Origin of the sequence: Candidatus Photobacterium acropomis (assembly GCF_030685555.1) — a bacterium.
GTDB lineage: Bacteria > Pseudomonadota > Gammaproteobacteria > Enterobacterales > Vibrionaceae > Photobacterium > Photobacterium lucens.
The window spans coordinates 289,056-313,216 of record NZ_CP131608.1; the positions used below are offsets into that span (position 1 = coordinate 289,056).

At 41.2% G+C, this 24,161-nt stretch carries 22 protein-coding genes; 6 read left to right on the forward strand and 16 right to left on the reverse strand.

The annotated features are described in order from the left end of the window. Nucleotides 1-28: 28 nt before the first annotated feature. Genes Q7657_RS01330 through luxC form a run of 5 tightly spaced genes read right to left on the reverse strand, consistent with a single transcriptional unit; the run spans nucleotide 29 to nucleotide 5,237 of the window. Nucleotides 29-715 (reverse strand): LLM class flavin-dependent oxidoreductase, encoded by a 687-nt coding sequence (locus Q7657_RS01330; protein ID WP_107167174.1) that lies wholly within the window; start codon nucleotides 713-715, stop codon nucleotides 29-31. A gap of 23 nt (nucleotides 716-738) precedes the next feature. Next, entirely contained in the window at nucleotides 739-1,716 is a 978-nt protein-coding gene (gene luxB / locus Q7657_RS01335; protein WP_053987809.1) for a luciferase subunit beta, read from the reverse strand. 48 nt (nucleotides 1,717-1,764) lie between these two features. After that, nucleotides 1,765-2,829: a luciferase subunit alpha gene (gene luxA / locus Q7657_RS01340; protein ID WP_060988028.1), complete on the reverse strand. Its 1,065-nt coding sequence runs from the start codon at nucleotides 2,827-2,829 to the stop codon at nucleotides 1,765-1,767. 36 nt (nucleotides 2,830-2,865) lie between these two features. Next, nucleotides 2,866-3,789, reverse strand: a complete 924-nt coding sequence (luxD, locus tag Q7657_RS01345; RefSeq protein ID WP_107167173.1) for a fatty acid reductase transferase subunit LuxD — start codon at nucleotides 3,787-3,789, stop codon at nucleotides 2,866-2,868. 11 nt (nucleotides 3,790-3,800) lie between these two features. After that, nucleotides 3,801-5,237, reverse strand: coding sequence for a long-chain-fatty-acyl-CoA reductase LuxC (luxC, locus tag Q7657_RS01350; protein WP_107167172.1), 1,437 nt, complete (start codon nucleotides 5,235-5,237; stop codon nucleotides 3,801-3,803). An 810-nt stretch (nucleotides 5,238-6,047) separates the two neighbouring features. Between luxC and Q7657_RS01355 the strand changes: the two genes are divergently transcribed. The 5 genes from Q7657_RS01355 (at nucleotide 6,048) to putP (ending at nucleotide 13,169) form a co-directional block, all read left to right on the forward strand. Continuing rightward, complete coding sequence (locus tag Q7657_RS01355; protein ID WP_107167171.1) at nucleotides 6,048-6,608, forward strand: hypothetical protein; 561 nt, start codon at nucleotides 6,048-6,050, stop codon at nucleotides 6,606-6,608. Nucleotides 6,609-6,730: 122 nt separating this feature from the next. Continuing rightward, nucleotides 6,731-7,477, forward strand: coding sequence for a helix-turn-helix domain-containing protein (locus Q7657_RS01360; RefSeq protein ID WP_107167170.1), 747 nt, complete (start codon nucleotides 6,731-6,733; stop codon nucleotides 7,475-7,477). A 229-nt stretch (nucleotides 7,478-7,706) separates the two neighbouring features. Continuing rightward, nucleotides 7,707-10,880 (forward strand): bifunctional proline dehydrogenase/L-glutamate gamma-semialdehyde dehydrogenase PutA, encoded by a 3,174-nt coding sequence (gene putA, locus Q7657_RS01365; protein WP_107167169.1) that lies wholly within the window; start codon nucleotides 7,707-7,709, stop codon nucleotides 10,878-10,880. Further along, nucleotides 10,880-11,605: an aldehyde dehydrogenase family protein gene (locus tag Q7657_RS01370; protein WP_107167168.1), complete on the forward strand. Its 726-nt coding sequence runs from the start codon at nucleotides 10,880-10,882 to the stop codon at nucleotides 11,603-11,605. The genes putA and Q7657_RS01370 overlap by 1 nt, the downstream gene beginning before the upstream one ends. Nucleotides 11,606-11,672: 67 nt before the next feature. Beyond that, entirely contained in the window at nucleotides 11,673-13,169 is a 1,497-nt protein-coding gene (gene putP / locus Q7657_RS01375) for a sodium/proline symporter PutP (RefSeq protein WP_107167167.1), read from the forward strand. A 106-nt stretch (nucleotides 13,170-13,275) separates the two neighbouring features. Here putP and Q7657_RS01380 read toward each other — a convergent pair whose 3' ends face one another. Genes Q7657_RS01380 through ectA form a run of 3 tightly spaced genes read right to left on the reverse strand, consistent with a single transcriptional unit; the run spans nucleotide 13,276 to nucleotide 15,508 of the window. After that, nucleotides 13,276-13,662: an ectoine synthase gene (locus Q7657_RS01380; RefSeq protein ID WP_008988619.1), complete on the reverse strand. Its 387-nt coding sequence runs from the start codon at nucleotides 13,660-13,662 to the stop codon at nucleotides 13,276-13,278. A gap of 14 nt (nucleotides 13,663-13,676) precedes the next feature. Then, nucleotides 13,677-14,942, reverse strand: a complete 1,266-nt coding sequence (ectB, locus tag Q7657_RS01385; protein WP_107167166.1) for a diaminobutyrate--2-oxoglutarate transaminase — start codon at nucleotides 14,940-14,942, stop codon at nucleotides 13,677-13,679. An 11-nt stretch (nucleotides 14,943-14,953) separates the two neighbouring features. After that, on the reverse strand, nucleotides 14,954-15,508 hold the full coding sequence (ectA, locus tag Q7657_RS01390; RefSeq protein WP_107167165.1) for a diaminobutyrate acetyltransferase: 555 nt from the start codon (nucleotides 15,506-15,508) through the stop codon (nucleotides 14,954-14,956). Nucleotides 15,509-15,883: 375 nt separating this feature from the next. Between ectA and Q7657_RS01395 the strand changes: the two genes are divergently transcribed. Further along, nucleotides 15,884-16,249, forward strand: coding sequence for a SpoIIAA family protein (locus Q7657_RS01395; RefSeq protein ID WP_107167164.1), 366 nt, complete (start codon nucleotides 15,884-15,886; stop codon nucleotides 16,247-16,249). Between the two features lie 96 nt (nucleotides 16,250-16,345). On the opposite strand, the gene Q7657_RS01400 is transcribed toward Q7657_RS01395, so the two are convergent. The 8 genes from Q7657_RS01400 to Q7657_RS01435 all read right to left on the reverse strand — a co-directional run bounded on the left by Q7657_RS01400 (nucleotide 16,346) and on the right by Q7657_RS01435 (nucleotide 24,107). Continuing rightward, nucleotides 16,346-17,572: a beta-ketoacyl-ACP synthase gene (locus tag Q7657_RS01400; protein ID WP_107167163.1), complete on the reverse strand. Its 1,227-nt coding sequence runs from the start codon at nucleotides 17,570-17,572 to the stop codon at nucleotides 16,346-16,348. Beyond that, on the reverse strand, nucleotides 17,569-18,294 hold the full coding sequence (locus Q7657_RS01405; RefSeq protein ID WP_107167162.1) for a 3-ketoacyl-ACP reductase FabG2: 726 nt from the start codon (nucleotides 18,292-18,294) through the stop codon (nucleotides 17,569-17,571). The genes Q7657_RS01400 and Q7657_RS01405 overlap by 4 nt, the downstream gene beginning before the upstream one ends. After that, nucleotides 18,291-18,767 (reverse strand): hotdog family protein, encoded by a 477-nt coding sequence (locus Q7657_RS01410; protein WP_053987823.1) that lies wholly within the window; start codon nucleotides 18,765-18,767, stop codon nucleotides 18,291-18,293. The genes Q7657_RS01405 and Q7657_RS01410 overlap by 4 nt, the downstream gene beginning before the upstream one ends. Further along, entirely contained in the window at nucleotides 18,760-19,974 is a 1,215-nt protein-coding gene (locus Q7657_RS01415) for a beta-ketoacyl-[acyl-carrier-protein] synthase family protein (RefSeq protein ID WP_107167161.1), read from the reverse strand. Before Q7657_RS01415 ends, Q7657_RS01410 begins: the two co-directional genes overlap by 8 nt. A gap of 61 nt (nucleotides 19,975-20,035) precedes the next feature. Continuing rightward, nucleotides 20,036-20,653 (reverse strand): DUF3261 domain-containing protein, encoded by a 618-nt coding sequence (locus Q7657_RS01420; RefSeq protein WP_107167160.1) that lies wholly within the window; start codon nucleotides 20,651-20,653, stop codon nucleotides 20,036-20,038. An 11-nt stretch (nucleotides 20,654-20,664) separates the two neighbouring features. Next, nucleotides 20,665-23,028, reverse strand: coding sequence for an MMPL family transporter (locus tag Q7657_RS01425; protein ID WP_107167159.1), 2,364 nt, complete (start codon nucleotides 23,026-23,028; stop codon nucleotides 20,665-20,667). Beyond that, nucleotides 23,012-23,683, reverse strand: a complete 672-nt coding sequence (locus Q7657_RS01430; RefSeq protein ID WP_053987827.1) for a LolA family protein — start codon at nucleotides 23,681-23,683, stop codon at nucleotides 23,012-23,014. Before Q7657_RS01430 ends, Q7657_RS01425 begins: the two co-directional genes overlap by 17 nt. Then, the gene (locus Q7657_RS01435; protein WP_107167158.1) at nucleotides 23,667-24,107 is read right to left on the reverse strand and encodes an acyl-CoA thioesterase; all 441 of its coding nucleotides are present in this window, start codon (nucleotides 24,105-24,107) and stop codon (nucleotides 23,667-23,669) included. Before Q7657_RS01435 ends, Q7657_RS01430 begins: the two co-directional genes overlap by 17 nt. Nucleotides 24,108-24,161 lie beyond the last annotated feature (54 nt).

Genomic DNA, 24,161 nt, shown 5'->3' on the forward strand with positions numbered 1-24,161 from the left:
AGTTTTAATTTAAATTGACTTAACTTAATTAGTTAAGGTTGTGTTCTTTTCTATAATTAATAATGCGTTTATCAAAGTTAATCATTAGTGATTTTTTATTCTCTTGATCCTTCATCGATTCAAAGCAAAATAAGAAATCGACTTTATTATTTAAACCTTGAGCTATTTCAGCAACGTGATGTAAACACGTATCGAAGTTGCCTGCAGCATTACTATTGATGATCTCATCAATGGATGTCTCTGTTTTGGTGTAAGAGAGGTAATCTTCTAAGTAAATGCTAAGCTCAGCTTTGGCTTGCGTTGGGTTGTCATTAACATTGACAAATAACATTAATCGATGACGAACACCTGTAATATCGACATTAAATTTAGCCGCAGCTGCTTGGTAATGGTTTAATAATTCGATACGCTTTTGTTGACTATCATCCCATTTAAACAGTAGTGGCATCCCATATTTCGCCGCTTTTACAACCGTTTCAGGGCTGGTGGCTAAAACATGAATTTGTTTGCCAAGGCTAACAAATGGCGCTAATTTCGTTTCATCATTGTAGCTTTTATCTATGTGGTGTTCGCTAAATGCAACAACATCATAGATAGAGGTATCTTCATCTATAATACGTAATGTTTCTAACGCATTGCTCATGGTTAATGATGGCTCTTGCTGTCCTACATGGTAAAAATTAAGGAAGAAGACGCCATAATTCCATTTTGTCATTTTTATTATCCTGTTATTTATTATTATAGATTTTTCTTGATTTTTTCATTAACCATATTAATAAGGTCGATGACAGCGGCTTTATTTTTCATTGATTCAAAAGATAGCAATACATTCTTTGAACCTGTTTTTTCTAAAGCATATTTAGATGATTCATAATATTCATCTTCTGTACCAACCGCATGTTGCTTAATTAGCTCTTCAATTTTTTCTTCTTGATCTGTATTTGGGTAAGCTTCAGCAATATAACCACGGATATAGTCACGCATTTCTTGTTTAGCAATATCACGATCTGGATTAATGTTAACAAGTAATGGGAATTGGTGATCAACATGAGTAATGTCGACATTATTTTCAGCGGCGACAGTTAAATAACGTTGATAGTAATTTTCTTTTTCTGCCAGCGTATCACTCCAGCGGTAAGTCAGTGGTAGCCCTTTTTTCGCAGCCCATTCCACCACGCCCATGCTGGTCGCTAAAATATACTGTTTTAGGTTTTCTTTACTAATACAGTGTGGGTTGATAGAGATTTTTGGGAAGTTATAAAAGTCATTATTCGCATAACAGTAGTTAGTAGTGATACCGTCATTTAGAATTTCGTAACAGGCTTCGAATTGTTGCTGTTGGCTGTCTCGTTGGCGTTTAAAGAAGTCCATCTCGAAATCACTAACACAATCACTTAACCCAAGAATAAAACGCCCATCTGACATTTGATCAAGTAAGCTAGCTTCTTCTGCAATACGGACTGGGTGGTGAGTGGTGATCACTTGATTCAATGAACCAATATGAAGGCGTTCAGTTAAACCTAGTAGAAAACTTGCAGCTGTCATAGGTGCACCAACGATACCGTTTTTAGAAAAATGGTGTTCGTTCACAAATGCGGTTTTGAAGTGGTACTCGTCTTTATCAACCAAAGCAATAGTATCGATCATGTTGTCTAGTACTGCTTCAGATGTCATACCTTTAAGCTGAAAGTTTAGAAAGAATAATCCAAAATTCATGTTATGTTCCTTATTTGTATTTTAATTCAATGGCTTGAATGTGGAGGTTTATTTCGGATCTTTTAGGTATGGCGCTACTTGTGTCATGAAGCGTTCCATCGATGCGATGATTTCTTGCTCAGAACCGTTTGCTTCAAAACCAAGGGTGATGTTGTTGATCCCTGTTGCATCGATATCGCGCTGGATAATTTCAATACATTTTTCAGGTGTACCAACAGGGTTTAGGTTATTACTGTAATCAAGACGACGACGGGTATCGGTATGGCCTTGTAGTACAAAGTCACGCCATTGACCTTTGTGATAGTCATAACCACGAGTTTGGTTACTGTCTTTAAAGATATTGGTCGCATTGGTGTAGGACTCGTACCAGTTTGATAGGAAGTCACGGCAGACACTTTCTGCTTTTTCTGGATCTTCATTAACGGAACAGATGAAGGTCATGCTGTGGTCGATATTGTGAATATCGTGCCCATGCTCAGCTGCAATTTCATTGTACAGTTCCATCTGTGCTTTTTTCTCGCTGGTGGTGATGATCCAGCTCAGTACCATTGGCAAACCACGTTCTGCTAGCCAGGTTGTTGTCGCCGCAGATTCCGCTGTCATACAAGTAGGGATCTTGTCTAGGTAGGCTTCTGGATAGACATTTACATCTGGGAATTCAATGTTTTTACCATCAGTGTGTAAAACGCCTGATTTAGAGCCGTCCATGATCATCTTATGGAAATCTTCAGTGATCGAACGAGAATCTTCCATCGTAACACCAAATACCCGGAAATCTTTATGGTATAGGCCACGTACTACACCAAAGTTAAAACGTCCTTTTGACATTTGATCCAGTAGCAGTAGATCTTCCATTTGGCGAGCAGGGTGAGCTGTTGGTAGTACGATACCCATTGTGCCGACGTTGAGTTTTTTGGTGCGACCAAGAATATTGGCACAAGCAACATATAAGTTACCTGTTAGGCCGAATTCAGTGAAGTGGTGCTCAAGTGTCCAGAAGGTGTCGAAGTTTAATTCTTCTGAAGCAACGCCAAGACGAACAAAGCGATCCATGACTTCTTTATGAGATTCACCTGGTGGCTGGTATGAGAAACAAATATTGCCAAATTTCATTATCTTTTCCTTTTGATGACTTGAATAGGTATTGGTTTAAGCGCTAGCGAACATTTCGTTTTCAATTTTATTTTTCAAACGACGTTCATTAACTGTAATAATGGTGAGATCTTCAAAGTTTGGCTCACTAATATCATCAACTAAATCAATTACTTCACTGTCTAAGCCAATGGCTGCACGAGTAATCGATTGATAGAAGTTACGAAGTACGATCAGGTTTTCACCTAAATCATGTGATGAACCAATGAGTGAATAGATTTTGGTTTTATCGGAGTTCATATTTCCGACCAATTTTTTCACTTCTTGTTGGCAGACCCAATCATCGCCATTAGAAATAAAGGCAATAAAAGGAATATCGAGATCTTTAGTTTTATTTATTGTTGAATCTAAGCTATCCCAATTATTATCAAAACAATCAGCCACAAAGACTTTTGAGCCTAAGTTATAGCCTTCGAAATTTAAATCTTCAGGAATGTCGTTAATTTCCATTTGTAGGTAATCATATTTAAGTGCTTTCTCAAGCGTGCTTCTTAAATTAACAACACCAACAGCGGTAATTAAAAATGATAGGTTAATTTCAGCTGCTACATCATAAGCAATACGAGCAGAAAGGCTTGAAGCAATTAATCCAATTTGATCAATACCACGGCCTTTTAGCCATTCAATGACGGTTAATAAACTATGTTTACCAACAGACATAGAGAATTGATTAATTTCACCACTACTTAAGCCGACATGATTTAATGAATCATAACGAATTACATGGAAACCATTATTTGCTAAATATTCAGCAAGACCTGCAAAATGATCCATTCGACGGGCAAAACCTGCGGCAATAACAATCGTGTTATTACGCTTAATCTCTTGATTTTTAGGTAATGTTTCCCATACTCGGATGTGACGATTCTCACCTAAGCTGATCATGTGATCAATAGGTGCAGAGGTTTGAGTATTTTTCATGATATTTCTCTTTATGGTACGAATACGAGGAATTTATCTTCTTCTAGATAGCGAGTTTGTTCTATTTTTACAGCGACATCTTTAGTGGTATAAGTTGATGGTCTTTCATGTGAAATATATTTAACAAGGCGCTGAAGAGGGCGCATACCATCATGTGCACCACCAACGCGAAATATATTATTCATACCTGATTCAATAATACGTTCCGCACCATGTGACGCTAATGTATCTCTATATTTAAATGATGCTTCCCATGGGGTAATTGAAACAGTTTGGGTTATATCATTTTGTAGATACGGTGTTATTTCTGAAATATCGCTAACATGATGAATATATGCTGAGCGTGATAACGGTTGATTACCAAAAGTACCCGCTGGAGATTGCGTTAATAACCAAGCCTGCTCTTCACCTTTTTGCACTTTATATTTGGCAAATAAACATTCTCTTTCGGTTAAAGAAAACGCCCCCTTTTCATCGAAAGATTGGTCACCTTTAGGCAAAATAACTTTATAGATGTTGAGCTGTTTAGTCAGTTCATCGAAAAATTCATCGAGTTTATCACCCATGTAATAGATATCTTGGGTAGAGAAACATGCTTGTTGATCATAAAAACAGATGTCGTGAGCAACACCAATGGCTGCGGCCTTAATATCTGTTGGGTTATCAACTATTGAAATACTTTTCTTTGGACCAAATTTAAGAATATCGACATGCGCAGGGCTATGTTTTGTCGCCCATTTGATTGCATCGGTGCCACCCCAAGCTACAACCACATCTGCACAGTTCATGATTTTTTGTGGGATAGTGATATCTTCATTATGTGACCAATACATAACTGACATTGATCGAGTAATTGGGTGGTTGGCATCGGTATCAATAAAACTGGAAGCCAGCGCAGTTGCGGTAAATGGATCAGCTGATGATGTTTTAATAATACATTCATTTTTAGTTAAAATTGCACGCAGGATCGATGTCACACCTGATAGCGGAACGTTACCCGCTAATAAATGGATAGATTTGCCTTTTGGTAGCGCCTTAACATAGCAATCACCTTGGGGTAGCCATTCATCAACGATATGGCGAGAGCTGAGATCATTTTCAACAATGTCATATAGCGCACTTTTGCTACATAGAATCATCGAAATCCAGTTCGCCTCTAGTTTTGCCATCTCAGGGGAGTAGCCCATGAATTTTACTAGATCACGGATATAAGTAAGGCGACGGCTGTAGTTTTCACTCTTCCATTTTTGCCCAACAGTATACAAGAAGTTAACTATCTGGTTGATATTTAGCTTGTTTTCATTTTTTAGTGAGGTGATAGCCTCAGCATCTTTGTCCGTAATGATAGGTACATTGACGGTGTTATTGTTAAGCGTAAGTTCACGGACATCATGTTCTGACGTGTCTTGAACTTCGCCTCCAATAATCAGTGGGATCTTCTTAATCATGCAATCTCCATTAGCATATCGTAAGTTTTATATACCCTGTTTGCATAGTTACATGCTGCATAGGGAATAAAATTAGGCTAGGAGAATATTTTTTTTAGTGTAAGTAAATTGTTTTACATTTGTTACGTTTTGAGATTTGTCTCACATTGTTGATAATATTATTTTTAATTTGTGTCTTTTATATTTAACCTGCCCAGTTTTTTTTACACTTATGAGCGGTGAGAAATCGATCAAAAAAATATAGAATGCAGTGCGGAATGTTTTATATTTATTATTTCTATGAATTTTTATAAATGTAAATTTAAGCTTTTTGGTTATATTTTGAACTTTATTTTTATATTTTTATTTTATATTTACTCCGGTGTTTTTCATTTAATTAAACAGTATTTTGTTTTGTATGTTTTAAGTTTGAATAATAGTTTTTACTTTTATTAGGTAAATATTGCTCAACCTTGTAAATGTGGGTTTTAGCAAGTATCTGTAGGAGTTTTTATTTTTATGTTGTTGATTTTTAATGTTTTGTTTATTTTTATTGGGGCGGGATTTTTGATAGGCATTGGTTGGAATTGTTTATGTAGTGTTCGGTTGGAATGTAAAATGAATAATGTTTCAATTACCCATTAAAATATTATTGGTATTTCATTATTAACACAAGATTGATTTTTATATTGTTTGATTAAAATATTTGTGATGGTAATAGAAAAATATTGTCCGCTTTTTGTATTTCTTTCTTCAATTACTAGAATCTCATAAATGTGCTAGTCGTATTTGGCTGAAAATATTATATAGAGTCTAAAAAAGGAGACATTAATGTTTAGAGGTATTGTTCAAGGTTGTGGTGTTATTCGATCCATTTCAAAAAGTGAAGATAGTCAGCGGCATGGGATTATATTCCCTGAAGATATGTTGCAACTTGTTGATGTAGATACTGTAATGTTAGTAAATGGTTGTTCATTGACGGTTGTCCGTATTTTAGGCGATATGGTGTACTTTGATATCGACCAAGCATTGGGTACGACAACATTTGATGGATTAAAAGAAGGTGATCAGGTAAACCTAGAAATCCACCCTAAATTTGGTGAGGTGGTTGGTCGTGGTGGATTAACAGGAAATATTAAAGGTACTGCGCTGGTCACAGCGATAGAAGAAAATGAAGCGGGTTTTTCTGTACTGATTGATATCCCTAAAGGGTTAGCTGAAAACTTAACAGTGCAGGACGATATTGGAATTGATGGGATCTCTTTGCCTATCACTGATATGTCAGACAGCCTTATCACACTGAATTATTCTCGTGATTTATTAGCGAACACTAACATCGCATCGTTAGCAAAAGATGTGAAAGTGAACGTTGAAATTTTAAATGAATGGTAGTGATTAAGTGCTGCCGCTAAATATAAGCGCATTATTATTAATGCGCTTGTTTGTTTTATTTTGAAGTATCAGGCGCAGTACATAGATGCTGTACTTTATGGAGTGTAAAAAGGAGGTGATGTGTGGAAAGAAAAACGCCGTCATTTCGTGTGGAAACGTTAGATGAATCAAAGACATACCATCATCATGAATATCCTCAGATTATTCTAGGACTAATTGGAAAAAGTGAACTTTCTATCGAGAATAGTTCAGTTTGTCTTTCTCCTGGTATGGGGTACCGAATTAATGCCAATGTTGAACATAGTTTTTCAGGTACATCTAATAACCAAGTCTTAGTGATGAATTTACCCCCGTTTATTTCAATGACTGACGTTGAACAGTTCGGCAATAGCAATTTCAGCTTAGATGCACGTACTCATCAGCTTATTTCATTGTTGGCGACTGAATTAAAAGAACACTCGGATGATAGTTTGTTATCACAATCTATCAGTAACACCTTGCAGTGCTTAATTAAGCGTAGCTTGATGCTCTTTGATGAAAAAAAAGTAGAACGATTGAATATGGTACTCATTGATAACTATATAGAGCAGCATATTCAGAAGAAGATCTCAGTGGCAGAGCTATCCAGCATCGCTTTTTTAGCACAAAGCCAATTTTATGCTTTATTTAAAGCGCAAATGGGGACAACGCCACATCAATATGTGTTGCAAAAACGGTTAGAGTTAGCCAAGCAGTTGATTGCAGAACGTCAAAAGCCGTTATCGGAAGTTGCACAATTATGCGGGTTTTCAAGTCAAAGTAGTTTTAGTCAAGCTTTTCGCCGTTTATACGGCACTTCACCTACACGCTATCAGTATTTCATTCAATAAGTTATAAGCAGCACTACTTAGAAGCGTTACATAGTTTATTTTGCTATGTAGCGCTTTTTTTATGTGCTAGATCTCGGATTATCCACTATCGGAGGAAAAATAAAATATTGCGTAGGAATTCATAAGACGACATTAAATATTATCCATAATATCTACAGGCAATAACAAAGTAGTAACATGAGGGTGGCGTTCATTATGATCTCACTGTTCATGTCATAGAGGGAACCTGATGTTTAAAGCTGTTGATGTGCTCCAGCCCGCTTTTATTGAGCAACCACTTGATCAATTATGGTCGTTGATCTCACCTTTATATGCCATCGATGAATCTACATGGCTTACACAACTCTTACCATTGGCAAAGCCAAGTCCACAAGAGCAAGCGTTTTGTAACGAGAAAGCTTCAGAGTTAATAAGCCGTGTTCGTAGCGATAAAAATGCGGTGCAAATGATTGATGCACTGTTGCTGGAATACAGCCTAGATACCAAAGAAGGTATCTTATTAATGTGCTTAGCTGAAGCATTAATGCGGATACCTGATGCTGCAACAGCGGATGCTTTGATCCGCGATAAACTCAGTGTGGCAGATTGGAAGTCCCATCTTAAAAACTCCGATTCTTTGTTTGTGAATGCCTCAACATGGGGGTTAATGCTCACTGGCAAAGTAGTGACCTTAGATGCCAATCAAGATGGTACGCCAACAAATGTGATTAATCGTTTGGTCAATAAAATGTCTGAGCCCGTGATCAGACAAGCGATGCACCAAGCGATGAAAATCATGGGGCATCAATTTGTGTTAGGACGCAATATTGATGAGGCGATGAAAAATGGTAAACCGAAGCGTGAACAAGGCTTTACTTATTCTTTCGATATGCTGGGAGAAGCTGCATTAACCGCAACAGATGCTAAGAAGTACTATAACGATTATTTCACCGCGATTAAGGCTGTCGGTAATGAAAACCGTGCATATGTGAGTCAAACCTCTCGCTCATCATCTGATCCTACGGTATCTATTAAGCTATCAGCATTGCATCCTCGCTATGAGGTCGCTAATGAAGCCCGTGTGCTGGATGAAATGTATCGCTCGGTATTGGCGTTATTAATCCATGCCCGAGAGCATAACGTTGGGATCACCATTGATGCGGAAGAAGCCGATAGACTGGAGTTATCATTAAAACTGTTTGAAAAACTCTATCGCTCAGATGAACTAAAAGGCTGGGGACGCTTTGGACTTGTAGTTCAAGCTTATTCAAAACGGGCATTACCGGTATTAACTTGGCTGGCGGCATTAGCAAGACAACAGGGTGATGTTATTCCTTTGCGTTTGGTAAAAGGGGCTTATTGGGATAGTGAATTAAAGTTGAGTCAGCAAGCAGGGTATAGCGGTTATCCGGTATTTACTCGTAAAGAAGGAACGGATACTTCCTATTTAGCTTGTGCTCGATTACTGCTATCGGAACATTTTTCAAATCTGATCTACCCACAATTTGCTACCCATAACGCACATACAGTGAGTGCAATAGTGGCAATGGCAACACATTCAGGTTACGAATTTCAGCGTCTGCATGGTATGGGCGATGCGCTTTATAACCATGTGATGGCAATGCATCAAACATTGGTACGGATTTATGCACCTGTCGGTAGCCATAAAGATTTATTGCCTTACCTTGTGCGTCGATTATTAGAAAATGGTGCCAATAGTTCATTTGTCCATCGATTGGTTGATGCCAACTGTCCAATAGATTCTTTAACTCAACATCCTGTTGATTTATTAAAGCAACGAAAAACACTTCATAACAGCTTGATCCCATTGCCGAAAGATATTTTTGGCTCTGCCCGTCAAAACTCGGCAGGCGTTAACATTGATATTGAATCTCAATGTCAGCCTTTCGAGCAAGCCGTTCACGCTTTTGATCAGATAATATGGAAAGCATCGCCAATCATAAACGGCAATCTAGAAGCTATTTTAGCGGCAGAGCGAGTAACAATCACTGCCCCTTATGATCGTAGTGAAGTGGTAGGCGAAGTGGTTTATAGCACATCGGCACAAATTGAAACGGCGATCAGTTCAGCACACGATGCCTCTGCGATGTGGTCGCAAACGGATGCTTCTCAGCGTGCTCATTACTTAAATTTATTAGCCGATAAGTTAGAACTACATCAAGCAGAATTGGTGGCGTTATGTCAGCGAGAAGCAGGTAAAACCATTCATGATGCGATAGATGAAATTCGAGAAGCTGTGGACTTTTGTCGTTATTACAGTGAGCAAGTGGAAACACATTTTTCGCAACCTCAGCGTAGTACAAGCTTTGATGGTGTCGATCAGTTAGTGCGTTATCAAGGTCGTGGGGTGTTTGTCTGCATTAGCCCGTGGAATTTCCCTTTAGCGATCTTCTTAGGTCAAATTTGTGCAGCATTAGCAGCAGGTAATACTGTGGTTGCCAAGCCTGCCGAGCAAACATCATTAATTGCTTGTCGCGCGATTGAATTGTTACAGCTTACAGGGATACCAAAAGACGTTATCCAATTACTGACAGGACAAGGGCGTGACATTGGTCAGCAACTTCTATCGGATGAACGCGTAGCGGGTGTTGCGTTTACAGGCTCCACACCGACTGCGCAATTAATTAACCGTACGTTAATGGCAAGAGATTGTGCACCTGTTCCCTTTATTGCTGAAACGGGCGGTCAAAATGCGATGATCGTTGATAGTACTGCTTTGCCTGAACAAGTGGTTAGAGATGTATTGCGCTCTGCTTTTGCCTCAGCAGGACAACGTTGTTCTGCATTGCGGGTGTTATTTGTGCAGCAAGATATTGCCGATCGGGTTATAGGGTTAATTCAAGGTGCGATGGTCGAGCTTAGTGTGGGCGATCCTCGCTTACATTCGACGGATGTTGGTCCTGTGATTGATATATCAGCAAAAGCCAAACTACTCACCCATATTGAAGAGATGAAAAACCACGCTCAAGTGCTATATCAAACACCGTTAGCCCGTGATTGTCAGTTAGGGGATTTTGTTCCACCAACAGCGATTGAGATCAGCAATATCAGTGTGTTAACCCAAGAGCACTTTGGGCCAATTCTGCATATTGTGAGATATAAGGCGAGTGAGCTTGATCAGGTGATCGATCAAATAAATAAAACTGGCTATGGATTAACCATGGGCATACATAGCCGTAATGAACGGACGTACAGTGAAATTGAATCACGCGCCAAAGTCGGCAATTGCTATATCAATCGCGATCAAGTGGGGGCCGTGGTTGGGGTACAACCGTTTGGTGGTCGAGGGTTATCCGGTACTGGGCCAAAAGCGGGAGGACCGCATTACCTATATCGCTTTATGCAACCTAGTGTTGTTCCAACTCATACAACTAATCATATCGATATGGGGGAAGTTGAATAATGATGCATGCTCAACAACAAATATCACTATCAACGAATGTGCAAAAGTCGCTACGAGGTAGCATTTTTGCTGCTTCCATCTGGAATGATCTGGACTTTGAAACGCGAATCGCTATTCTACGCCGCTGGGCGAAATCGTTAGATAACCTATCAGCTATGATGGTTAACTTTCAGTGCGCCAATGCACAGGAAATGATTGCGACACCCCATGTAATGCCAGGGCCTACAGGAGAGAGCAATACCCTTTATTGTGTAGGACGTGGTGTGGTTGTTGTAACTGCTAACGATGATGTCGCAAACCATGTGGTCATCGCTCAAATTACTACCGCACTGGTGTGTGGGAATAGCGTGATGCTATGCCTATCGCCAGATCATCCCTTAAAAGCAGGTGCCATTCTCAGCCAATTAGCGCAAGCAGGAGCTATCGCTAATGTTCTTACTATTATCGAGAGTCATGATTTTGAATCGTTAATTCAATCCGAAGATGTGGTTGCTGTCGCTTACTGTGGCAGTGCGGATCGTGCACTAGAAATTGCGCGCCAATTAGCTGCACGAGAAGGACAATTAGCACAATTAGTGGCTGAAACAGATGTAGTGAATTTACCGATTATTGGTAGCCAAAGTTACTGTTTACGTTTTATTACCGAACGTACCAGAACGATAAATATTACTGCCGTTGGCGGTAATGCAACCTTGCTTGAATTGGGTTGCGGAGAAGCAAGCTAACCTGACGTAGTTAAAAATGATCAAAGGCCTTTGCCATGAACAAAGGCCGATCAAAAGGAAGTACAACATGATTGAAAATAACTTCGCTATTACAGCGACGTTTATCGCATACCTACTTGCGATGTTAGCCATTGGTTATATGGCCTATAAACGCACCTCAAGTTCCAGTGATTACTTTTTAGGTGGACGCTCACTAGGCCCTTGGCCGTCAGCGATCTCTGCTGGTGCATCAGACATGAGTGGCTGGTTATTATTAGGTTTACCTGGTTACGCCTATATCGCAGGCTTTGAGTCTTTATGGCTTGCTGGTGGCTTATTATTAGGCACTTGGTTGAACTGGCTTATTTGTGCCAAGCGCTTACGTACTTATAGTATTACGGCTGATAACTCATTAACACTGCCTGAGTTTTTATCACGTCGATTCGATGATAATTCAAAGCTGATCCAAACCATTTCTGCCTTCTTTATTTTGTTGTTTTTCCTTTTCTATACCAGTGCCGGTTTAGTTGCAGGCGGAAAATTGTTTGAAACCGTATTTGGGCTTGATTACACCCTTGCACTGTTCATCGGTACGGTATGTGTCGTGACATACACCTTATTTGGAGGCTTCCTTGCGGTATCTTGGACCGACTTAGTGCAAGGTTTGTTAATGTCTGCAGCTTTATTGATTGTGCCGATCACTGCAATGAATGCGGATCCTGTTACTCTCATGGAAACGTTGCATAGCAAAAATCCAGAGCTACTGACATTTTGGAATGACATTAAAGGTCAGCCGCTATCTTGGATGGTGATTTTATCACTACTCGGTTGGGGTTTAGGCTACTTTGGTCAGCCGCATATTTTGGCACGCTTTAAAGCGACACGTTCTAACAAAGACATTGGTACTGCGCGTCGCATCGCAGTGATCTGGACAGCCCTTTCTATGATTGGTGCATTGTTAGTGGGCTTAACAGGTATTGTGTATGTTGATGGCAATTTAGGTGGTGAACTTGCTGATAGCGAGAAAGTGTTCATGCTATTAGTAAATGCGATTTTCCACCCTGTGATGGCGGGTATTTTATTAGCTGCGATTTTAGCTGCGATCATGAGTACCGCTGATTCACAATTGTTGGTTTCATCATCTGCACTAGCGGAAGATTTTTATAAGCAAGTATTCCGCCCACAAGCATCAAGCCAAGAGATTGTGATGGTCGGACGTATTGCGGTGATCTTGTTATCTATTGTTGCATTTATCTTAGCGTTGGATCCTGAAAGCTCAGTGTTAGCGTTAGTCTCTTATGCATGGGCAGGATTTGGTGCGGCATTTGGTCCTGTATTACTGCTTAGCTTGTACTGGAAAGGCATGAACCGTAATGGTGCGATTGCTGGTATTTTAGTGGGAGCTGTTACTGTAGTGGTATGGAAGCAACTGACTGGCGGTATTTTTGATTTATATGAAATTATCCCAGGCTTTATTTTCGCATCACTGGCTGTTGTGGTGGTAAGTAAAGCAACAGGTGCACCATCTGATGCAGTACAAAAGCAATATCAACAATACCAACAAAATCTGGCTGAGTTTGATTAACGCCGCTTTTTGTTGCTAAGTTTTCAAATTAAAATCCCGCTACAAGTTTGAGCCTGTAGCGGGATTTTTGTTTTAGCATACTAACATTGAGATGTTCATGCCGCTTTTAATCAACGAGTGGATAAACACCGTTTTCATCGTGGGTCTCTTTGCCGGTGATCGGTGGGTTAAACACACACGCCATCACCATTTCTTTATCTTTGTAAGCACGTAAATAGTGCTCATCGTGCTGATCAAGAATATACAGTGTGCCCGGTTTTATAGGGTAGGTTTTGCCACCCACGACTTCAATTTCCCCTTCACCACTCATGCAATACACTGACTCTAAGTGATTTTTATAGTGGATATGGGTTTCGGTATTTTCAAAGATGGTCGTGATGTGGAAAGAAAAGCCCATCTTGTCATCTTTGAGCAACATACGAACGCTTTCCCATGTTTCAGAGGCAACACGACGCTCACTATCACGACATTCATCTAATGTTCTAACAATCATGATTTGTCCTTAAATTATGATGCTTGTTTAAAGTCTTCTGCGACGATTTGCTCTACCGCATTTTCAAAAATAGCTAAACCTTGTTTTAGCTCATCATGTGAGATAGTAAGTGGACTAAAGAATTTCACGACTTCATCATTAGGGCCTGCAGTTTCAATCACCAAGCCATTTTCAAAACACGTTTTTGCTATTTGTCCGGCAAGCTCGCCATCGTTACATTCAATCCCGATCATCATGCCGCGACCTTTTTTCTGTACAAACAGATCGGCATGATCATGAAGACATTTATCTAATACCTTACTAATGATCTCAGAGCTGGCGGCAACATGTTTTTCAAGTGAATCATCCGCCCAGTAGGTTTCAAGGGCTTTGGTTGCCGTTACAAATGCATGGTTATTACCACGGAAAGTACCGTTATGCTCACCCGGTTGCCAGATATCAAGCTCAGGTTTGAACAGTACAATCGCCATTGGTAAACCATAGCCACCAATTGATTTTGATAGGGTCACAATATCAGGCTTGATCCCTGATGGTTCAAAGCTAAAGAAAGTACCTGTTCGTCCACAGCCTGCTTGAATATCATCCACAATCAGTAAAATATCGTGTTGTTTACAAATAGCTTCTAAACGTTGCAGCCATTGGTTAGAAGCGACATTCAAACCGCCTTCACCTTGTACTGTTTCAATCAATACTGCGGCTGGTTTATCCATGCCAGCTGAATTATCGGTAAGCATGGTTTCAAATAATTTAAGACCGTCAATATCTGCATAACCTTCAAAAGGAATACGCGTAATATTGTTAAGGCTCATTCCTGAACCTTGACGGTGATGTTGATTGCCTGTTGCGGCTAATGCACCTGCAGTACAACCATGAAACCCATTGGTGAAAGCAACAATAGAGCTGCGCTTTTTTACTTTACGTGCCAGTTTCAGTGCTGCTTCTACCGCATTTGTGCCCGTAGGACCGGTAAATTGCGTTACATAGTTAAGCTGGCGAGGGGCGAGAATATTGCGCTCTAATACTTCAAGGAAATTGGCTTTAGCTGTGGAGTGCATATCTAAACCGTGGGTGATCCCATCTTGTTCGATATAGTCGAGTAGAGCCTGTTTGAACACAGGATTATTATGACCGTAATTTAGAGAACCAGCACCAGCGAGAAAATCGAGGTAACGATCGCCTTGTTCGGTCTCAAGCCAGCTGCCTTTTGCTTTGGTAAATACGACGGGGAAACTGTTTGAGTAAGAACGAACTTTTGATTCCTGTTTCTTAAAAATATCCATAATATGCCCGTTTATTTTCCTTTCTGTTGAGTATGAGTTAAAGGGATGCGATACAAGAATTCCGTATCGTGCTTACCTTTAAAATGAATGTCTTCGTCTAAAAAAGTACTCACTTCGCCTTGCTCGCCATGGCGTGCGTCTAGCTTTCTAAATAATGCCCACGATGCGCGGTTATCTTCTGTGATCGTGGTTTCAATGGCCGTGATAGGGTGCAATGCATCACGCGTTATTAGCTCTTGTAACATGTTAAAGGCAAGCCCATGACCTCGATATTGGTGGGCTACTGCCACCTGCCATACAAATAAAGTGCTGGACTCATCAGGCTTTTTATAACCTGATATAAACCCTGCAATCTGGCCATTACAACGTGCAATAACGCAGGTTTTATGAAAATGGGTAGATTGGAGAAAGTTACAATAAGAGGAGTTGGTATCGAGAGGGGGACAATCAGCGATCAGATTAAAAATCTCATCACCATCCTTTGCTGTTGGTTGTAAAAATGTCCACGTTTGCTTTATGTCTTCACCTATTTCGGAAGCATTTACCGAAGGTGTTGATATGTCCATATTAAGAGTCTATTCCTTTGAGCTCTAAATAATTTAATAGGTATTATTACGCATTGTGATGATGCGTAATCATAATTATACATGATTTACGTTGTTTTTGTGGGTTTTATCTCATTTTTACATGTATGAAAATGAATCTTAACTGATTAGAGGTCTAAATTTTATTTTGCAATGTTCTGTTTGTTTAGAAATGTAAATAGATATGTGCATATTGGTGCTTATTTTGTTGGAGTTCTTTTTTAATAAAGAGGAGAGCAAATCACAATGCTTTGATGCAATATCATTTCCCCAAAATATCGTCTCTACCTCACTGCACTTTTCTGACAAAAAGCGCATAGTAAAACACTCATTTCTTGAAGGATTAAGGACACAATAATGTTAACTATGCTCAATGTTGATATTGATAATGCAGTGGCGTTTTCAATTGATGGCAAGATCAATGAAGATGACATGAAGCGTATTTTGTATGATGCACAAGCTAAAACTGAAGTACATGGCAAGATTGTGATTTTCGAGCAGATCGATAATTTTGAAGGGATAGAGTTTTCAGCGCTACTTGAAGAAGTACGTTATGTGTTTCATGCGGGTATTTCGCACATTACCAAAGTTGCAGTGGTTGCTGATAAGCAGTGGATTGAAAAAATTGTCAAAGTGGAAGACAAGCTATTTCGTAACATCGATATTCAATTCTTCCAGCCAGAGGAAAAAGATCAGGCGATCGAATTTTTAAAACAGCAATAATGTGAATGACAATAACCATGCACGATAACTGATCTTAGTATGTGCATGGTTATTGGTTTGCGTTTTTAAGCGTATATTTAGCGCTATATGTAGGTGTTAAACGCGCTTAAAAATAATTGACGTGTTGATCCCACCAAACGCAAAGTTGTTGCTCATAATGTACTGGCAATTAAGGTTGCGTCCTTCACCGCGAATGTAGTCTAAATCGCCACATTCAGGATCAACGTTGTCTAGGTTAAGGGTTGGGTTAAACCAACCATTATGCATCATTTCTAGACTTAACCATGCTTCAATCGCGCCACAGGCACCAAGAGTGTGACCTAAATAGCTTTTCAGAGAGCTAATTGGCGTGTCATTACCAAAGATACTCGCTGTCGCTTGGCTCTCGGCAATATCACCTTTCTCAGTGGCTGTGCCGTGAGCTGAGATATAGTCGATAGCACTTGGTGATAAGTTCGCTTGCTGTAGTGCCATTTCCATACATAACTGCATGGTTTCTTTTTGTGGTTGTGTTACGTGGGCGGCATCACAGTTGCTAGCAAAGCCAACCACTTCAGCATAGATCTTCGCGCCACGAGCAATGGCATGGTCGTATTCTTCTAATACTAATGTGCCAGCACCTTCACCAATCACTAAGCCATCACGCTCGGTATCGTAGGGGCGAGGTGTTGCTTTCGGTGTGTCGTTTTTAAGGCTGGTAGCAAAAAGGGTATCAAAAACGGCAGACTCTGTTGGGCAAAGCTCTTCAGCACCACCAGCTACCATTACAGTTTGATAGCCGTGTTTAATGGCTTCATACGCATAACCAATTGCTTGGCTACCTGAAGTACATGCACTGCTAGTTGGGATCACACGACCACGCAGACCAAAGAATAAGCCCACGTTAACAGCAGTGGTGTGAGGCATCATTTGTACATAAGTGGTGGCAGTAATTGCGCGGGTGCTTTTCTCGTTAAGCATCACACCAAAAGCACTGATCGCAGGGGTACTGCCGGTTGATGAGCCGTAAGCAATACCGGTTTGACCGTTAGTCAGTACATCGTTGTCTAATAAGCCTGCTTGAATCAGTGCATTTTCCGTTGCCAGTGTTGATAGCTTAGATACACGACCCATGGCACGGGTTTTCTTACGTGTATAGTGTTTTGGCAGGGTGAAGTTTTCAATTGGCGCAGCCAGTTTGGTATTTAATCCATCATACAATTCATAGTCTTGCATGTAGATGGTTGCATTTTCGCATGCACGCAGTTTTGGCTCAATCTGCTGCCAATCGTTACCAAATGCAGTAACCCCAGACATGCCTGTAACAACTACACGACGGTTCATACTAAACCTCCGTTCACTGAAATAACCTGACGAGTAACATAAGCGGCAATGTCAGACATTAAGTAGCTAACCAGTCCAGCCACTTCTTTTGGTTCACCCATACGACGTAGTGGTACTTGCGGTAAAGCATGCTCTTTTACGTGCTCGTCTACCATACCTGTGTCAATCAGTCCCGGTGCGACACAGTTTACGGTGATCTTACGCTTTGCGAGCTCTAGCGCGAGTGATTTGGTCGCACCAATCACACCTGCTTTTGCAGCACTGTAATTGGTTTGTCCTCGGTTACCAGTGATCCCTGATACCGATGCTAAGGTAACAATACGACCGCCTTTACGCTTTTGCACCATAGGCATTACGCAAGGATGTAACACGTTATAGAAGCTATCAAGGTTAGTGTGGATCACACCGTCCCATTCTTGCTCTGTCATCGCTGGGAATGCGGTATCTCGGGTGATCCCGGCATTACTTACCACGCCGTAATAAGCACCATGTTCAGCAATGTCTGCATTAAGTCTTTCGCGGCATTGTTCGCGGTTGCTGATATCAAATTGAATTAAGCGACCTTCACCACCAGCTTCTGTAATTGAAGCCAATGTTGCTTCAGCACCTTGTTTATCACTCATGTAGTGAACGGCGATTGTAAAACCATCTTTAGCCAGCTGTATCGCTATCGCGCGACCGATGCCTTTACTTGCACCTGTTACGAGGACGTGTCGAGTCATGCGTTCTTCCTGTTATTGTTGTCTGTTTGCATTTGTTCTAATTGTGTTTTTGAGGGAACAAATGCATTGAGTTGACTGCTTGCAACGATGTTGTCGTTAACCATGATCTTGCAGTCAAAAACAGCCATGCCGTTATTTTCCATAATTTCTTCAGCATGAATGTCTAAAATTTCGTGCTCTTTGAAGGTGCTTAATTCACTGTGGTAGCGACGGCAACCTAAGAGAAAGCCGATCGGTGAATCATCACCTTTTTTCCAAGCGTGATAGCCTGACCAACCTGCGACACTTTGTGCCATAAATTCGATCCCAACATAGCCGGGAACAGATTGCGTTTGTGGATCGAAATACAGGCAATCAGGGCGGATCACCACACGGCAATGAATGTGCTTTTCACCTACGTCAATGAGCTCATCGACAAGGATCATTGGTGATTCATGAGGTAATAGTTGATGTAATGGGGGGCAATTAGTCATCGGTACGTCCAATAATAAGGCTGATGTTGTTGCCACCAAATGCAAACGAGTTACTGAGCACTACGGGCTTGGCTAATGCCATCTCTGCAGAGGCTAATTGAATTGGAAGATCGTCTGCGACAACACCATCATTAATTTGCATTGGCAGGGGTAAATTATAGCGAAGTAAGTGCCAACAAATGGCAGCTTCAATCGCGCTTGCAGCCCCTAGAGTATGCCCTGTAAGAGGTTTGGTTGAACTCACGGGTACGTGATTGCCAAACACTCGGGCAAGGGCTTTTGCTTCCATTGCATCATTTAAAGGCGTTGCCGTTCCATGGGCGTTGATGTAACCAATATCGTTAGGCGTCAGATTGGCATCGGCTAAGGCTTTACGCATTGCTTCTTCCGCCCCAGAGCCTTCTGGATGTGGCGCTGAAATATGATGAGCATCAGAGCTATCACCGATACCAAGCAATGCAATATGCGGTGCTGATTGATGTTCATCTGGGGTTAGAGCAAGCAGCATAAAAGCCGCTCCTTCACCAATGTTGATCCCGTTGCGATTATCACTAAATGGATTACACAAACTGCTTGAAAGAGAATCTAAGCCGTGAAAACCATTAAGGGTTAAGTGACAAAGGCTATCAGCCCCACCGACAATAACCGCATCGACTAAGCCCGCTTTTAGCATGCGCTTTGCCGATAAAAACACGCGACCGCTAGATGAACATGCAGTTGAAAGGGTGTAGCAAGGGCCTGTTAATTGGTAATAGTCAGCAATAAATTGCCCTGTATTACTCGGCTCTTGCTGGTGGTAGTGATACCCATTTGGGTAACTGCCAGTCTCTTTTCGTGTCGTTAGTGCTTGCTCACCATCACTGATCCCAGAGGTTGTTGTTCCAATAATTACCGCAATACGATCATTGCCGTATTGCTTAATGGCGGCATGGATCTCGGGTTCAATTTGTTGCAGTGCAGATAAGGCTAAACGGTTATTAGCCGTATCTTGGTACGCGAAACGCGTGCTATCAATATTTGGTAGTGCAGATGAAACTTTGCCAACGACAGTCTCTGTGCCGTCATTTAGCCAGCCTTGTACGGTTAGCATATCTGGGCTAATACCTTGGCGTAATCGTTGGTGGATGGTGTCATGTTCGCAGCCTAACGCTGAGTTAAACCCACACCCACGAATATAAATTGACTGTTTGTCGGCGATTGTTTGCATAGTGCTGGTATCTGGCTCTTTGATATTGGTTATTTAATGCTTTTTCGTTATGAGTAAGAGATTATTTACCTGACTCATGTTGGCTTGATTGCAGTGTTTTAATACCGATCGTGTAATGCTGTTGATGGTTGATAAAGGTAATATCACCTTTTAGCGGATCGCTATTTTTATAATCAATATCTGCAATTATATCACCTTTATTATCAATTAATTGACGGTGATTATGGGTTTGTTTTAATTGCCAACCTACTTGTGTTAATGGGGCTTGCCAAGCATCAATCGGCCACAGCGTGATCATAATATTAAATAAGACCTGCTTAGGATCGGGCAGTGTTGCACCTAGCCCCGGCATAACATAGGTATCAATATGTTGATCTTGATAATCAAGGCTAAGAATACGGGTTCCCCATGAAGAAAATCCCGCTAATGCTACGCGCTTCGGATCAACTTGTAGCTGAACCGGAAGCTGGTGGCTTTGTTTTTTCCATGTAGCGGTGATCAGCTGGCTGGCTGTTAATGAGTAACCCAGTTGAGCTGGTGTTGGTAAGGTCACTAGCGTATCGGGCGCAATTTCCACTTGGTTTTGTTGCACCATAGGTTTGCTGGCGCATCCGACTAACACCATGCTCGCCATCAATACGGCAATCATACCTTTAGCGTGTTGTTTTATGGTTTTCATTGCAAATAGCCTTATTGACGTTGTTGTGACGGTTTTACTTTGCTCATCGCCAATGGAGCTAATAGCCAAGCGATGATGATGCCTGTTAGTACAGTGATCCCAAAACTATGGATAGCCTGAGTCTCACTCAATGCAAGTAAGCCAAATGATAAAACAGTGGTTAATGCGGATAAGGTGATCGCCAATAAGGTGGTGATCCCTTGCTGGTGCGCTGTTTCAGTCTTTAACTCGGCAAAAAACAGGCTGTAATCAATCCCGATGCCCAAAATTAATATTAGAGCTAACAGGTTGAACAAGTTAAGTGGTGTCCCTGTTAGGCTTGTGATCGCAATACCCGCTATACCAGCAATCAAAGATGGAGCGATCATTTTCACCCCTTGCTTGATGCCATAACGCCAAGCTAGTAACAGATAAATCGCAAAGGTCGCTGCGATCAATAGCCAAGTGACATGCTCTCTGTATTGTCCAAACAGAGTTGAGATCTCATCGGCTTTGTTTAAATACGTCAGTTCACTGTCATTATGCGTTAACTGTTCAATCGCACTTTGCTGTTGAATGTCATGAAGCAAAATCACTGCGCTGTATTTACTGACACCATTTTTATCTTTTAGTGCATCAAGCCACATAAAACGCAGTGGTGCTGAGATCGGTGATGCCAAGAAATGCGCCATGGTTAAAGGTTCAAATGTGGCGGTGAAGCTAACAGGTTGTGCCAAATTTAAGCTTTGGCTAAGAGCGGTACCTTGCTCTTTATATAGCTGTTTAACTAACTCGAAGTTAGTCTTTTGCTGCTCAAGTGTAGGAATATATTGCCCAAGGCTTTGATAGCTTTTTAATGCGCCTTGTTTGATCAATCCATCTAAGGCGTGATCGGTGGCTGCGATTTTATCAAGTAATGCTTGCTGGCTATCAGCTTTTACTAGCAACATTTGCTGGCTACTGCTCACGCCTGTGATGGCTTTAATCGTCGCTTCTTGATGTTGTAACGACGCTGGTAGGGCTTGTAGTTGGCGAATATCATCGTTGTAAGTTGCTTTGGTTAAACCATAGATAGATAGCAGTGCTAAGAGTATTGGTGTAACCCAACGGACACTAGGTTGCTGCCATAGATGCAGCCAACGACCTAATGTACCTGCGAAAGGAATAGCACGAGGTTTACTTGGTTTTGCTGCAAGGGTTGGATACCAACAGACCACAGTGGCGTAAGCGGCTGTTAAACCAATGGCTGAGAATAAAGACAGTTGCTGCAAACCAGGGAAGGGTGCTACTAACATGCCTAAATAACCAATCAAGCTAGTGATCAAACCAAGCGTGATTGCGGTAAAGATGTGCTTTAAACCTTGTTGTGCATTCCAATGTTTACCTGCTGCTAAACGATCGGTGAGGTAGTGGAAAGCATAGTCGATGGAAACCCCAATCAAGCTGGCACCAAAGACCAAGCTAAACAAATGCACTTTGCCAAAAATCGCAACGGTGGCAACAAATGCTGCCACTAAACCACAGGTGATGGAAAGCAGGGCAAGGGCTAATGGTAAGGTGCTGCGGTAAACCGCGATCAATAAAATCACAATCCCTAGCAATGAGCCAAAGCCTATGGTGCTAATTTCATTTTCTGCGCTTTGTGTACCGTGAGCGGCGTAGAAAATCACCCCTGTTTGCTCGATTTCAAGCGGTGAATCGGTAAGTGAATACTTGCTTTCAATCTGTTGTTCTAAGGCGGTTAATGCAGGCAATTTACCTTGTAAGCCAATGTTATAAGCTGAGCCTTTGAGATTGGCGGTGATCAGGGCGTAATGTTTACCTTGATATTCTGTAGTCAGAAAGCCTTGCTTTAGGCTGAATTTACCCGTTTTTGCGGTGAGATCGGCAAGGTATTCACGAAACAACAAGAAAGGGTCGTTTTTAAGTTCAGTACCAGTAATGCCTGAGAACGGGTTATACAGCGTATGGATAACGTTTTGGGTTTGTTGTTCTGGGTGATGTTGTAGGCGCGCTTGTTGCTCAGGAGTCAGTAATTGAAAGCGTTTCGGATAGTAGAGCTTTGCCCATGCTTGCTGCTGATCTTGACTTACTTTGGCATCAATATGGCTGAACATATCAAGGGAAGGCAGGGCTTGGCTAAAGTCTTTAGCGGCTTTGAGCATGGTATCGCTGTCTTTACTGCCGACAACAAAGACCACCTTATCGCTCATGCTGGTGGCAATATGATCAAACGCTTGTTGCGCTATGGGATCTTGGCGATTTTCAGGTAATAACGCCAAGATGTTGGTTTCAATCGGGAGCTGTTTACGCGCAGTGAGTTGGTAGCCAAGGGCGGCTACCAAAATCAACATAATCGCAAGCCATAAACTGGCTAACTTAGAATTGGAAAACACGTTGTTCTTCTGATGTTAGTGTGGACGGTGTCGTTTTTTGCTGGCTGAAGGTGATAATGGTTTTATCGCCACGAATTTCATCCAGTTCAAGTTCGTTAATGAACTTACCGCCTTCAATTTCAATCTTACTAAAGACTTTATCTAAAGGCGCGGCTTTAGGAGTAAGCACTAACTGCCATTGATTGTGCGTTGTGCTGTCTTTTATCTCTTTAAGTGATAGATCAAATTGCTCAGTAAGCTGTGAAGTATCGCCTTTAAACAGTGATAAGAACACATGACTAAAGTAGAACACCATTGGGTTATCACTGGCCGAAAGCACCTGTGCTGGCTGGTTATCAAATTGCTGGCTGAGCTTATCTTGGGTTAACACCAGTGATACAGGCATAGGCTTAGTTTGATGCCACCATAGGCCGTTTTTCGCTGACAGTAAGAACTGACCACTGGATAGCAAGGGTTGATCGAACATGGCCATTTCACGCTTTTGAGTAAAATCACCACGTACAAGTGGCTCTGAAGATAAGCGCTTTTGTAGCTGCTCTAAGGTAATAGCATGGGCTGATAAGCTAGTAAGTGCTAACACAGAAACTGCCAGTGTTGCTTTTAGCGCTTGTTTAAATCCATGGCTAAAATGAGTTTTATTACGCATGGTTGGCATACCAAGCCTCCACTTTTTCTGTAAATACTTTTGGTGACACAAAACACATTTCACGATCAGCAATCCCAACCGCTACTTGCATGGTGTGCCCTTTAGTCATTCGTGCGCCTGTTTCACCATCATAGATAACATAATCAACACGGAGACGGTTTTCCCATTCTGTCATGGTGGCAGTAATGCGGATAGGATGGTCGTAAGGGATCGCTTTAACGTACTTCACGCGGGTATCAATGATTGGCCACACATAACCCGATGCTTCCATTTCACGATAACTGTAGTTCAGTTTGTTCATTAACTGATGACGTGCTTCTTCAAAGTAGCGGAAGTAGTTACCGTGATAAATAACGCCCATTGGATCGGCATCTTGAAAATTCGTTGTGATCGAGATTTCAGCACTGATGAATTCAGGTTTAGTTGCTGCCATTTATCGATTTCCTACAAACATAAAATAAGAAAATATATACCCATGTGATTTTGC